Consider the following 13,527-nt stretch of genomic DNA (forward strand, 5'->3'; position numbering starts at 1 on the left):
AGTCCTAGCCCTTGCCGTTGTCTGTTGTCTCACCGTGACCGCAGAACGCTTCCCAGTAAGCGAAGGCGGCCGAGCCATTCATTGGTGCCTGGGTCAGCGGCTCATACGCTTCCGCCGCCCCAAGCCAGCCACCGATCTGCTGATGGCAGACCCATGGCTGATAGGCGTCGGCAATGACCGAGTCCTGCCACCATGCTTCTTCAGGCAACGCAGTCAGGCCGGCGGCCAGAATCATCAAGCCCACGAGCAGGCTGCCGCGCACGCCCCCGAACACAATGCCCAGTAGCCGATCCGTGCCACTCAGGCCGGTGCGACCAACCAAACCCCGCGCGATGTAGCCAATCAGCGCACCGACGAGCAGCGTTGCGATGAAAAGGGCCGCGAATGCGATCACCGTTCTCAACATGGGGGAGTCGATCCATGGCGCCAACTCTTCGGCGCCGGTGCCGCTGTAACGGACCGCCACCATAAACGCCGCCACCCAGGAGACCACCGAGATCACTTCGCGGACAAAACCCCGGATTACACCAATCAGCACCGAAATGCCGATCACGCCAAGCAATGTGTAATCCAGCCAGTTCATCGCCATCTCGCCGAGTTCAGTGTATCAGCCGCCACCCTCATGGCTCGATGATAAAGCCAGGCAGTTCGTGCTGATCGGCCAGGGCCTGCGCCTGCTCTTCCGCCTCGGCGCGGTCATCATACGGGCCGGCCTGGACGCGATAGCTCACCTGGCCGTCTCCGCCCTCCTCGACGAGCCGCATGCCAAAACCATCATCACGAAGACGGGCTGCCAAGCCTTCGGCATTCTCCCGACTGCCGAAGGCCCCCACCTGCACAAAGAAGGCGGGCTCTGCCTCAGGCACGGACTCATCAGTCTCCGGGACAGGCTCACTGGTCACCACATCCTCAGGCGCCGCGTCTTCTGGCAGCTCTTCTGGCGGGTCTTCCAGCAGATCGGCCTCAGGCAGTGCTGGCACTTCCTCTCGCTCTGGGGCATCAGGCATGTCCAGCTCGATGTCCACCCGGGTCTGCTGTACCGGGCCACTGAGCAGCATCGGCACGAAAATAATGGCCAGGGCGACCAGAACAATGGCGCCAATCAACCGCTGTTTGAAACGCTGATCCAAAGCCGGCTTCCTCCCGTCAATCCAGGCCCAAGTGTCCGACGGGTCCCGATGTGTTGCAAGCGCTCTCCTGCGTTCGCATGAATGCCTCAACCACTCGGAACGACCCGGCTGCCACGTTCAAATCGCCCGATTGCCAACGGCTACCCAGGACACGACGGGCATCCGCAGCATCACCCGACCCCACAACCTCGGCACCGATGGCATGAAGCGCCGCCGTCACTGCTTCGGCCGAATGACTGGCCGGGTCATCAACATCGAGCACGAACCACTCGGTCACCCCGGGATGTAACTGCGTTATTAACGGCTCCAATGGCTTGCGCGCCATCAGCGCAAAGGCCAGACGAACCTGACCTTGATGCCGGTGGGTCGCAAGCCGATCCGCCAGCAGCGCAATCGCCGCCGGGTTATGCCCAACATCAAGCAACCAGTCTCCATCCGGCGCGCTCACCCGCTCCTGACGTCCGGCGAGTTGCGCACGAGCCAGCCCAGCCCGTAACGCCGCCTCGTCGAGGGCCAGATCAGCGTGCGCACCCCGCACGGCCATAACAGCGCCGGCGGCATTCGTGAGGGCCGCGTCGGGCAGCCAGGCAGGCCGTGGCAGATCATCTAACGCTTGTGATGCATGGCGCCAATTCCAGCACGCGTCGGCAGCCGTCAGGTCATAGTGGCTGCCGACCTGCCATAGCGGGGCGCCAATCGCTTCAGCCAGCTCGGCAATGCGCCGGGGCGGTTGCGGATCAGAGCAAACGACGGGACGCCCCGGGCGAGCGATTCCCATCTTCTCGCCCGCGATGGCTTCCCGGTTATCCCCCAGCCACTCCATGTGATCCAGATCGATGGCCGTCACGACGGCCAAATCAGCATCAAAGCAGTTCGTGGCATCCAGTCGTCCACCCAGGCCCACTTCCAGAATCCACGGCGCGGCATGGCGCGCGCGAAAGCACCACGCAGCGGCCAGCGTTGCAAACTCGAAATAGGTCAGTGTGATCTCGGCACGCGCGGCCTCGATCGCCTCGAAAGCCGCCAGGATGAGGGCATCATCAACCGGAACACCCCCGATCCGAATCCGTTCGTTGTAACGCAGGATATGGGGTGAGGTGTAGCTGCCGGGCTGCTGACCCGCCGCCGTATACATGGCCTCGAGACAGGCCACGGTGCTGCCCTTACCGTTCGTCCCCGCGACCGTAATGATGGGCGTGCCCACGTCGCGAAGCCCGAGCCGGTCGGCGACCGCGCCAACGCGGGCGAGGCCGAGATCAATCTCTTGAGGATGCACGCCCTCGAGCCAGCGGAGCCAGTCCTCGAGTGGGCTTTGGGTCACTGCGTGGTCAGGCGACGGCATCCGGCGTGCGGCCGGATCGCTCAAGGGGTGATGTCGCCTGGGTCAGCATGGCCAGGAGCGCCGCGATGCGGTCGCGCTGCTCGCGGCGGTCGACGATCAAATCAATCGCGCCATGCTCCAGCAGGAACTCACTGCGCTGAAAGCCCTCTGGCAGCGTTTCACGCACCGTCTGCTCAATCACGCGTGGGCCGGCAAACCCGATCAGCGCACCTGGCTCTGCCACAATGACATCGCCCAGCATGGCCAGACTGGCCGAGACACCGCCCATGGTGGGATCGGTCAGGACACTGACAAACGGCACACCGGACTCGGAGAGTTTCGCCAGCGCCGCGCTGGTTTTTGCCATCTGCATCAGGGAGAACAGGGCTTCCTGCATGCGGGCGCCGCCACTGGCGCTAAAGCACACCAGTGGCGCGCCGGTGGCGCGTGCATGATCGACTGCGCGCACAAAGCGCTCACCCACCACCGCGCCCATGGACCCACCCATGAAACGGAACTCGAACGCCACCGCGACCACGGCCACGCCCTGCACCTTGCCGGCCATGGCCACAAGGGCGTCCCGCTCACCCGTGGCTTTCTGTGCCTGACCCAGGCGTTCGCGATATCGGCGCGAATCCTTGAATCGCAAGATATCCACAGGCTGGAGGTCGGGGGCGATTTCCTCGCCACTGTCGGCATCGAGGAACACCTCGAGCCGACGACGGGCGCCGATGCGCATCTGGGCGTCGCACTTCGGACAAACGTCGAGGTTACGCTCGACTTCCGGGCGATACAGGACGGCGCCGCAGTCCTCGCATTTGGCCCACAAGCCTTCTGGCACACTACTGCCACGCGATCCGCCCTCAGTGCGAATGCGCGAGGGCATCAGTTTCTCAAACCAACTCAAGAGGCCGTCTCCAACGGTGTTCCATCCAGTCCCGCACGCAGACTGCGGGTGAATGCACCCACCTCGGCGCGCATGGCATTCAAATCCTCCGCGTTGTCCGCAATCCGCGAGACAATCGCACTCCCGACCACCACGGCATCAGCCACCTGACCCAGGCGGCCGGCATCGGCACCATCGCGCACGCCAAATCCCACCCCAACGGGCAGCTGCGTCGCCTGACGGATTGCATCCACGTGGCTCGCCACGCTGTCGACATCCAATGTGGCCGCGCCAGTCACGCCCTTGAGCGAGATGTAATAGACGAATCCGCGCGCATGATCGCAAATCGACTGGATCCGCTCGATGCCCGTGGTGGGTGCAATCAGCCAGATGGGATCAAGATCATGCTCGGCCAGTGCGCCGACCAGGTCGTGCCCCTCCTCAGGCGGCAAATCAACGGTCAGGACGCCATCGACGCCGGCCGCAGCCGCCGACCGAGCAAAGTCGAGATAACCGGTCTGCTCGATGGGATTGAGATAGCCCATCAGCACCACGGGGGTATCCTGGTCTTCACGCCGGAAGGCGCGAATCATCTCAAGGACGCCATTGATACCGGTGCCATGTGCCAAGGCGCGATCGCAGGCCGCCTGAATCACTGGCCCGTCCGCCATCGGATCCGAGAACGGCATACCGACCTCAATCACGTCTGCCCCGGCAGCCACCAGCTCATGCATCATGGGCACCGTCGCCTCAGGATGCGGGTCGCCGCCCGTAAGGTACGTCACCAGCGTGCGGCGCCCTTCGGCGCGTCGCTGGGCAAACCGATGCTCGATCCGGCTCATAGGGTCATCCCCTCAACTTCCGCCACGGTGTTGATATCCTTGTCGCCACGCCCGGAGCAGTTAACCACAATGGTCTGATCCGGCCGCATCTCGCGCGCCAGATCCTCGGCGTAAGCAATGGCATGGGCGGTTTCCAGTGCCGGGATAATCCCCTCGGTCTGCGCCAGCGAGTGAAAGGCCGCCAGCGCTGCATCGTCGTTGACCGCGATGTAGTTCACCCGGCCACCGTCCTTGAGCCAGGCATGCTCTGGGCCCACACCGGGATAATCGAGTCCGGCTGATACAGAATGCGTTGGCATGATCTGGCCGTCCTCATTCTCCATCAGGTAAGTGCGGTTGCCATGCAGCACCCCGGGCCGGCCGGCCGACAGAGGCGCGGCGTGGCGTCCGGTCTCCACGCCGTCACCGCCCGCCTCGACACCGTAAATGGCGACCTCGCGATCTTCCAGAAACGGATGGAAAATACCGATGGCATTCGATCCACCACCCACGCAGGCCACCACCGCATCAGGCAGGCGCCCATGTTCGGCGAGGCACTGCTCACGCGTTTCCCGGCCAATGACCGACTGGAAGTCGCGCACCATCTCCGGATACGGGTGCGGGCCAGCGACGGTACCAATGATGTAGAAGGTACTATCCACATTGGCTGCCCAGTCGCGGAACGCCTCGTTCAGGGCGTCTTTCAGCGTCCGCGTACCGGAGTCCACCGGCACCACCTTGGCCCCCATCAGCCGCATCCGATAGACGTTCACCGACTGCCGACGAACATCCTCGGCGCCCATGTAAACAATGCACTCCAGCCCAAGCCGGGCGCACACCGCCGCTGTGGCCACGCCATGCTGGCCCGCGCCCGTTTCCGCAACGATTCGCTTTTTCCCCATGCGCACAGCCAGCAAGGCCTGCCCCATGGTGTTGTTGATCTTGTGCGCGCCCGTATGATCCAGGTCCTCGCGCTTCAGGTAGATGCGCGCCCCACCGACGTTGTTCGACCAGCGCTCGGCAAGATAGAGCGGGGTCGGGCGGCCCACGTAGTACTTCAAATCCGAGTCGAGCTGGGCGCGGAACTCGGCGTCATCCCGATAGCGCGCATAGGCCGCGGAGAGCTCCTCAAGTGGGGCAATCAGCAGCTCTGGCACAAACCGCCCGCCATAGGGGCCGAAGTGGCCGGCGGGATCGGGGAACTGGCCGTAATCAACGGCCGTTTCAATGGCCTGTATGACGTTGGACACGGTAGACCTCTTCTGTAAAGGCGGCGACCTGATGGTCATCCTTGATGCCCGGGGCCGATTCAACCGCACTACTGCAGTCAACGCCCCAGGGTCGTGTCTTGCGGACGGCCTCGGCGACATTATCCGGGCCAAGACCACCGGCGATAATTATACGATGACTGTCGGGCAATGCCTGCCCCCAGTCGAAGGACTCACCGCTGCCGCCAGCGGCGCCCGGCGCGTGGCCATCCAGCAACAAAGCAGATGCCCGGGGGTGCGCAGCGGCCACCGCCCAGGGATCTCCGCCAGCCATACCAACGGATTTCATGTAGCGCCGGCCAAAACTGGTGCAGTAATCCGCTGGCTCACTGCCATGAAATTGCAGCACATCCAGTGGCACGACCGCCAGGATCTCACGAACCGCCTGCGGTTCGGCATCCAGAAAGAGCCCCACAGCGACCACCAGGGGTGGTAGCGCAGCGATAATCTGCGCTGCCTGATGCGGTGACACCGCACGCGGACTCGCTTCGTGAAAGACAAGCCCAATGGCATCCGCGCCCGCTTCAGCCGCGAAAACCCCGTCGTCGGGCCGCGTAATCCCGCAGATCTTGATTCGCGTACGCACTTCGTTAGCTTACTCGCCGGTCGGAATGGACGCAAAAGCCGGCGTCGTCGCTGGCCCTGGCAAATCGAAGGGCGCCGGATAACGAACCCCAAGCAGATACAACCCGGCTGCCGGCGCCGTAACACCGGCGACGCGCCGATCCCGTGCCTGCAGGACATCCGCCAGCCAGCCAGACGGACGCTCACCGGATCCGATCACCATCAAAGACCCCACCACGTTGCGCACCATATGGTGCAAAAAGGCATTGGCCTCAATCTCCAAGGCAATCAGTGCCCCGCGGCGCGCCAGCGACACCTCGGTCACCGTTCGAACGGGATGCCGCGCCTGACAACCCGCGGCACGAAAGCTGCTGAAATCGTGCTCACCCAGCAGACAGCCCGCCGCGGCCTGCATGGGCTCGAGGTCCAGGGCCTTCCATGTCCAGCCCACTCGGTTGCGCATGAGAACCGGGGCGAGTGCGCTTGACTGAAGCAGGTAGCGATACCGCCGGGCGACACCGCTACGCCGCGCATCAAATCTCTTGCCTGGGTGGGCTACCCAGCGCACCCCGATATCCGCTGGCAGGTGGGTATTAACGCCCCGCACCCAGGCCCGATCCGGGCGCTCGGCCTCCGTGTCAAAATGCACCACTTGGGAACAGGCATGGACACCCGCATCAGTCCGCCCGGCAGCGGTGACCCGCACCGGATGACCGGCAATCTCTGCCAGGGCCGCCTCCAGCTCGGACTGCACGGCGACTGCATGCGCCTGGGTCTGCCAGCCCCGATAGGCGCTGCCATCGTATTCCAGACCCAAAGCGATGCGCGGCACGGCTAGCCCCGCGGTGAGAGCGAAGGATCCTCACGCGACAGATTGCAGCGCATCAGTCGGCAACAACCAGGCGCAGCATGCGCCGGAGCGGCTCTGCCGCGCCCCAGAGCAGCTGATCGCCCACGGTGAACGCCGCCAGATACTCCGGGCCCATGCTCAGCTTGCGCAGGCGCCCAACCGGGATGTCCAGCGACCCGCTCACGGCCGCGGGGGTGAGCTGCTGCTGACTCGGCGTGGGCTCGTTGGGCACGACATGCACCGACTCATTGGCCTCGGCCAGCATCTGCTCAATATCTGCCAGGGGCGCATCTCGGCGCAATTTAATGGTGAGGGCCTGCGCATGAGAGCGCATGGCACCGATCCGAACGCAAATTCCGTCAATAGGAATCGGCTCGTGGTAGCGGCCGAGGATCTTGTTGGTCTCGACGCCCGCTTTCCATTCCTCGCGGCTCTGTCCGGAGTCCATCGGCTTATCGATCCACGGGATGAGGCTACCTGCCAGCGGTACGCCGAACTGCTCGGCGGGGTACGCGGCACTGTTCAGCGCGGCCGTCACGCCCTGATCGATCTCGAGGATGGCGCCGGCCGCTTCATCCAGCCGATCACCAGCGGCATCCCGCAAGTAACCCATCTGGCGCAGCAGCTCTCGCATGTGCTGAGCGCCGGACCCGGAGGCCGCCTGATAGGTCATGGGCGTGATCCACTCAACGAGGTCATGCTCGAACAACCCACCGATGGCCATGAGCATGAGGCTGACGGTGCAATTGCCGCCGACGAAGGTCCGAGTGCCCTCCGCCAGGGCCTGACGAATGACGCCTGCATTCACCGGATCCAGCACGATGACGCTGTCATCCTGCATTCGCAGGGTTGAGGCCGCATCAATCCAGAAGCCTTGCCAACCCGCCTTGCGCAGCGCGTCATAAACCGCCGCGGTGTAATCACCCCCCTGACAGGTCACGATGGCATCCATCGCGCTAAGGGCGTCGAGATCATGGGCATCCGCCAGTGTCGGCACCGGCTTGCCGACTTCAGGCCCGGGCAATCCTGTCTGTGACGTGGAAAAGAAGACCGGCTCGATGTCAGCAAAATCATTCTCGGCACGCATACGGTCCATTAGCACCGAACCGACCATGCCGCGCCAGCCGACAAAACCTACTTTTTTCATGACAACCTCTGGAATCGAATGCGAATGGGTCGGTGTTCAGCCCGCCTCGGCCCTCAGCGCCTCGACCACGGCATCCCCCATGGCGGCCGTCGGTGTGACCGAGTCGCCGGGTGCGGCCAGATCCGCGGTGCGAAGCCCGCTTGCAAGTACGCGGGCGACAGCTCGCTCAACGCGATCGGCGAGATCACCCTCATCCAGGCTATGCCGCAACATCATGGCGACAGACAACAGCGTCGCCAGCGGATTGGCCTTGCCCTGCCCGGCAATATCCGGTGCCGAGCCATGCACCGGCTCATAGAGGCCAAAACCCTGCTCGTCGAGAGAAGCGGACGGCAGCATCCCGATCGAGCCAGTGAGCATGGCCGCACAGTCCGAAAGGATGTCGCCGAACAGGTTGCCGGTCACCATCACGTCGAACTGACGAGGCGCACGCACCAGCTGCATCGCCGCGTTGTCGACATACATGTGGCTGAGCTCGACGCCCGGATGACTCGGTGCCAGCCCCGTCATCACCTCGCGCCAGAGCTCACTGGATTCCAGCACGTTCGCCTTGTCGACCGAGCAGAGCTGCCCTCCCCGCCGCTCGGCGGCGGCAAAGGCCACCTGGCCAATCCGGGCGATTTCGTCCGCGCCGTAAACCAGGGTGTTAAAGCCTTCGCGCACCCCGTCCGTGCGCTCGCGAATGCCGCGGGGATCGCCGAAATAAATGCCGCCCGTGAGTTCACGGACGATCAGAATATCAAGACCGGAAACCACCTCCGGACGAAGGCTGGACGCGCCAGCCAGTTCGGGAAACAGGATGGCGGGGCGCAGGTTGGCGAAAAGGCCGAGCTCTGCGCGGATCGCGAGCAAGCCACGCTCCGGGCGGCGTTCACGCGCCAGACCATCCCACTCAGGCCCCCCGACAGCCCCCAGCAAGGCCGCATCGGCCTGACGCGCCAGGCCAAGCGTTGACGCCGGCAGCGGCGTGCCCTCAGCGTCCACGGCACAGCCGCCCAGGTTGGCATACTCGAGTTCGACCGCCAGACCGAAGGCATCCGCAAGACAGCGAAGCACCTTATCGGCTTCCGCCACGATTTCCGGGCCAATGTGATCGCCCGGCAGCATCAGCACGCGATGGGTCATGCGCCGGCCTGATCAGCGAACAACCAGGGCGTGACGTTCCGTCGCTGGGCCTCGTAGGCGCGAATCTCGTCGGCGTGGTTGAGCGTCAGCCCGATTTCATCGAGACCCTCCACCAGCATGTGCTTGCGGTGGGGATCGATATCGAATGAATGCACGGCGCCTTCGGGTGTCACGACCTGCTGGGCCGGGAGGTCCACCGTCAGTGTGTACCCTTCGTTGGCCCAGGTTGCTTCGAACAACGCCTGCACTGAGTCAGCCGGCAAGCTGAGGGCGAGAATGCCGTTCTTCGAGCAGTTGTTATAGAAAATATCCGCAAAGCTCGGGGCAATCAGCACCCGAAAGCCAAAACCGGCGAGCGCCCAGGGGGCATGCTCGCGCGACGAGCCGCAGCCAAAGTTCTCACGGGCCAGCAGAATGCTTGCCCCCTGATAGCGCGGCTGGTTAAGAACGAAGTCTGGGTTGAGCGGGCGGTCGCTGCAATCCTGTCCCGGCTGCCCCTCATCCAGATAACGCCATTCATCAAAGAGGTTCGGCCCGAATCCCGTGCGATGAATGGACTTCAGGAACTGCTTCGGAATGATCGCGTCGGTGTCGACATTGGAGCGATCCAGCGGCGCGACCAGGCCTTCGACCTGGGTCAATGGTTCCATGCTCATGCTTCCACCTCGCTGACATCCACGAAATGCCCCGCCACGGCAGCGGCGGCCGCCATTTCCGGGCTCACCAGATGAGTGCGTCCGCCTGCGCCCTGGCGACCCTCGAAGTTGCGATTAGAGGTGGACGCGCAGCGCTCGCCCGGACTGAGCCGATCGGGGTTCATGCCCAGACACATCGAGCATCCGGCATCCCGCCACTGGAAGCCGGCGGCCTTGAACACCTGATCGAGTCCCTCCTGCTCGGCCTGCCACTTCACCAGGCCCGAGCCGGGAACGACCATCGCCTCACGAATCCCGGCGGCAATGCGCTTGCCCCGCAATACGCGAGCGGCCGCCCGCAGGTCCTCAATCCGCGCATTGGTGCAGGAGCCGATGAACACTTTTTCCGGGCAGATCTCCCGAATCGGGGTACCGGGCTCAAGGCCCATGTATTCCAACGCGCGCAGCATGCCAGCGCGCTTGGTCTCATCCTGCTCGACAGCGGGATCGGGCACGACACCGTCGACCGGCACCACCATCTCCGGCGAGGTTCCCCAGGAGACCTGGGGCTTGATCTCGGCGGCATCCAGCGTGACTACCCGATCAAATTCGGCATCCTCGTCGCTGACCAGCGACCGCCAGTACGCCACCGCGCGGTCCCACATCTCGCCGGTCGGCGCATAGGGACGGCCGCGCAGGTATTCAATGGTGGTCTCGTCCACGGCGACCATGCCGCAGCGAGCCCCCGCCTCGATGGACATGTTGCAGATGGTCATCCGACCCGACATGGGCAAGGCACGAATCGCCTCGCCACCATATTCCACGGCATAACCCGTACCACCCGCGGTGCCAATCTTGCCGATAATCGCGAGCATGATGTCCTTGGCAGTGACACCAGGGCCCGCCTGACCATCCACTCGAATCAGCATGCGCTTCGACCGTGACTGGACCACCGTTTGCGTTGCCAGGGCGTGCTCGACTTCTGACGTGCCGATACCAAACGCCAGGGCTCCCAGCGCACCATGGGTTGAGGTGTGCGAGTCGCCGCATACCACCGTCATCCCGGGTTGGGTGGCGCCCTGTTCAGGCCCGATGATGTGCACGATGCCCTGACGCCGATCGAGCAGACCAAACTGGGTGATGCCATATTCCTGGCAGTTCCGGGTCAGCGTCTCGACCTGCAGGGCCGAGACCGGGTCAGCGATACCCTGGGCGCGACCCGTGGTCGGCACATTGTGATCAACCACAGCCAGGTTGGCGTCCACCCGCCAGAGTGGGCGATTGGCCAGACGCAGCCCCTCAAAGGCCTGGGGCGAAGTCACCTCGTGCACCAGCTGCCGATCGATATACAACAGCGCCGTCCCGTCGCCGTTGTCGCGGACGACGTGCGCTTCCCAAAGCCTGTCGTAGAGTGTCTTTCCACTCATGGGGGTTCCTCGCCATGTCACGGTGCCAGTAGGCAACATTCGGATTATACGCGTTGGGCCGCCAGGGGTTAAGCCGCAGCCGGCGCACCGGCCGTGCGACGGGGTACGGATAACAGAATGGTGATCAGGGCAAGACTGGCAACACCCGCCGCCACATAAAAGGTCTGCGCGGGGCCAATGCCCTCCCACAACCAGCCACTGACCAGGCTGCCTAAGGCAACGCCGGCACCAAAGGTCATGCTGCTGTAAAGCGCCTGACCCCGTCCCTGCAACCCGCCGGTGAAATACTGGTCGATCAGCGAAATCGCGGCGGCGTGGTACACCCCGTAGGTTGCCGCATGCATGAGTTGTGCGAGGGCTTGCACCGGCATCAGCGCGGGAAAGGCGCCCACCAGAATCCAGCGCAAAACACCAAGGCCCATTGCAAGCGCGAGCAGATGACGGTGCCCGAAACGCGGCAGCCACCGGGGCATGAGCAGAAACACGCCTATCTCCGCGATCAACGCGATCGCCCAAAGCCCACCAATGGCCGAGCCAGAGTACCCGTAATCCTGCAGGTAGATGCTGTAGAGCGCATAAAAAGGGCCGTGGCTGGCCTGCAGGAAAAAACAGGCCAGCAATAGCCCGATCACCCGCGGCTGTCGCAAGACACCCAACAGATGGCCGCCGGCATGATCATGGGCGCGCGGGGCCGCCTGAGGCACAGTCAAACTGACGGTGGCCAGTATCAAAAACAGTGCGAGTAGCACCGTTGGCACAATGTCGGTGCCGTAGCGGTCAATCCCCTCACCGACCACCAGCACCGCCACCATGAATCCCACGGTTCCCCAGAGCCGGATGCGCGGGTAGAAGTCGGTGTGCTCACCCAGGTGGCGCAGGGTATTGGCTTCGAACTGAGGCAGCGCCGCATTCCAGAAAAAACTGAAGCCCACCATCACCAGGGCCATCCAGAGAAAGCCTCCGGGTAGGAGCACGCCCGTGAAGGCCACCAGGGCAACCAGGCAAGCCAGCCGGATGACCCCCATGCGCTGGCCCGTATGATCGGCAACCCACCCCCACAGATTGGGCGCAATGATCTTGGTGGCGTGCAGCAAAGCGACCAGGATCCCGATTTCGGCGGCATCGAACCCCCGGCCACGCAGATAAGGCCCCCAGTACGGGGAGAGCACGCCGAGGACCCCGAAAAACGCAAAATAGAACGCGGCAAGGCGCGTGTAAGGCAGGCCCAGTGGCATCAGCCGGGCGTCAGTGATCAGGCGTGGCCGGGATCGGCGGGGTCCCCGAGTCAACGTCGGCATTCTGCCCACGATGACGCAAGTAGTGATCCATTAGCACCAGCGCCAGCATCGCCTCGGCAATCGGGGTCGCCCGAATGCCCACGCAGGGGTCATGACGGCCGGTGGTGACCACCTCAGCCGGCTCGCCATGGATATCCACCGACTGGCCTGGAATACGGATACTTGAGGTGGGCTTGAGCGCCATGCGCGCAACGAGGTCCTGGCCGGTCGAGATCCCGCCGAGCGTGCCGCCGGCATTATTCGACAGAAAGCCCGCCGGGGTGATTTCGTCACGATGCTCGGTGCCCTTCTGGCTCGCGCTGGCAAAACCCGCCCCGATTTCCACCCCGCGCACGGCATTGATGCTCATCAAACCATGCGCCACATCCGCGTCCAGCCGATCAAAGACGGGCTCACCCAGCCCCGGCGGTAAGCCACGGGCCAACACGCCCACCGTGGCGCCGATGGAGTCTCCCTCCTTGCGCAGGGCATCCATGTAATCCTCGAGCTCCGACAGACGGCCCGGCTCGGCACAGAAAAAGGGGTTGGTATCCACCGCGTCCCAGTCATCGAGTGCCAGCTCAATGGGCCCGAGTTGGGCAAGCCAGCCGCGAATGCGCACGCCGAGGTGATCCTGCAGATACTTCCGCGCGATACCGCCTGCGGCCACCCGCACGGCGGTTTCCCGGGCCGAGGAGCGGCCGCCGCCGCGATAATCGCGAATGCCGTATTTCTGCCAGTACGTGTAATCGGCGTGACCCGGACGGAACAATTCGGCGATGTTCGAGTAGTCCTTGGAGCGCTGATCCATGTTTTCGATGAGCAGCGCGACGGGCGCGCCCGTGGTCACACCCTCAAAGACGCCGGAGAGGATGCGCACCTCGTCACCCTCGCGACGTTGTGAGGTATGGCGGGACGTGCCGGGCTTACGCCGATCCAGATCGCCCTGCAGGTCAGCCTCGCTCAACGCAAGCCCCGGCGGACATCCGTCGACCACAGCGCCAAGGGCCGGGCCGTGGCTCTCGCCAAAGGTGGTGACCGTGAACAGGCGGCCAAAGGTATTTCCAGACATCGGG

At 64.0% G+C, this 13,527-nt stretch carries 14 protein-coding genes; all 14 read right to left on the bottom strand.

The window, feature by feature from the left end; translation table 11 throughout:
* Positions 1–4 precede the first annotated feature (4 nt).
* Entirely contained in the window at positions 5–583 is a 579-nt protein-coding gene (locus SPISAL_RS06525) for a CvpA family protein (protein WP_016353687.1), read from the bottom strand.
* 37 nt (positions 584–620) lie between these two features.
* Positions 621–1,130: an SPOR domain-containing protein gene (locus SPISAL_RS06530; RefSeq protein ID WP_016353688.1), complete on the bottom strand. Its 510-nt coding sequence runs from the start codon at positions 1,128–1,130 to the stop codon at positions 621–623.
* 16 nt (positions 1,131–1,146) lie between these two features.
* Entirely contained in the window at positions 1,147–2,496 is a 1,350-nt protein-coding gene (locus tag SPISAL_RS06535; RefSeq protein ID WP_016353689.1) for a bifunctional folylpolyglutamate synthase/dihydrofolate synthase, read from the bottom strand.
* A complete protein-coding gene (gene accD, locus SPISAL_RS06540; RefSeq protein ID WP_016353690.1) occupies positions 2,459–3,358 on the bottom strand; it encodes an acetyl-CoA carboxylase, carboxyltransferase subunit beta in 900 nt (299 codons plus the stop codon). Before accD ends, SPISAL_RS06535 begins: the two co-directional genes overlap by 38 nt.
* Positions 3,355–4,179 carry a tryptophan synthase subunit alpha gene (gene trpA / locus SPISAL_RS06545; protein ID WP_016353691.1) on the bottom strand — a complete coding sequence of 275 codons (825 nt, stop codon included), beginning with the start codon at positions 4,177–4,179 and terminating at the stop codon, positions 3,355–3,357. The genes accD and trpA overlap by 4 nt, the downstream gene beginning before the upstream one ends.
* A complete protein-coding gene (trpB, locus tag SPISAL_RS06550; RefSeq protein ID WP_016353692.1) occupies positions 4,176–5,408 on the bottom strand; it encodes a tryptophan synthase subunit beta in 1,233 nt (410 codons plus the stop codon). Before trpB ends, trpA begins: the two co-directional genes overlap by 4 nt.
* Entirely contained in the window at positions 5,383–6,012 is a 630-nt protein-coding gene (locus SPISAL_RS06555; protein WP_016353693.1) for a phosphoribosylanthranilate isomerase, read from the bottom strand. Before SPISAL_RS06555 ends, trpB begins: the two co-directional genes overlap by 26 nt.
* A 9-nt stretch (positions 6,013–6,021) precedes the next feature.
* Positions 6,022–6,822 (bottom strand): tRNA pseudouridine(38-40) synthase TruA, encoded by an 801-nt coding sequence (truA, locus tag SPISAL_RS06560; protein WP_016353694.1) that lies wholly within the window; start codon positions 6,820–6,822, stop codon positions 6,022–6,024.
* Between the two features lie 52 nt (positions 6,823–6,874).
* Complete coding sequence (gene asd, locus SPISAL_RS06565; protein ID WP_016353695.1) at positions 6,875–7,987, bottom strand: aspartate-semialdehyde dehydrogenase; 1,113 nt, start codon at positions 7,985–7,987, stop codon at positions 6,875–6,877.
* Positions 7,988–8,023: 36 nt separating this feature from the next.
* A complete protein-coding gene (gene leuB, locus SPISAL_RS06570) occupies positions 8,024–9,112 on the bottom strand; it encodes a 3-isopropylmalate dehydrogenase (protein ID WP_016353696.1) in 1,089 nt (362 codons plus the stop codon).
* Complete coding sequence (leuD, locus tag SPISAL_RS06575) at positions 9,109–9,762, bottom strand: 3-isopropylmalate dehydratase small subunit (RefSeq protein ID WP_016353697.1); 654 nt, start codon at positions 9,760–9,762, stop codon at positions 9,109–9,111. The genes leuB and leuD overlap by 4 nt, the downstream gene beginning before the upstream one ends.
* 2 nt (positions 9,763–9,764) lie before the next feature.
* Complete coding sequence (leuC, locus tag SPISAL_RS06580; protein ID WP_016353698.1) at positions 9,765–11,174, bottom strand: 3-isopropylmalate dehydratase large subunit; 1,410 nt, start codon at positions 11,172–11,174, stop codon at positions 9,765–9,767.
* Positions 11,175–11,242: 68 nt separating this feature from the next.
* The gene (locus tag SPISAL_RS06585) at positions 11,243–12,409 is read right to left on the bottom strand and encodes an MFS transporter (RefSeq protein ID WP_016353699.1); all 1,167 of its coding nucleotides are present in this window, start codon (positions 12,407–12,409) and stop codon (positions 11,243–11,245) included.
* A 10-nt stretch (positions 12,410–12,419) separates the two neighbouring features.
* Entirely contained in the window at positions 12,420–13,523 is a 1,104-nt protein-coding gene (gene aroC, locus SPISAL_RS06590; protein WP_016353700.1) for a chorismate synthase, read from the bottom strand.
* Between the last annotated feature and the right edge of the window lie 4 nt (positions 13,524–13,527).

Origin of the sequence: Spiribacter salinus M19-40 (assembly GCF_000319575.2) — a bacterium.
GTDB classification, from domain to species: domain Bacteria; phylum Pseudomonadota; class Gammaproteobacteria; order Nitrococcales; family Nitrococcaceae; genus Spiribacter; species Spiribacter salinus.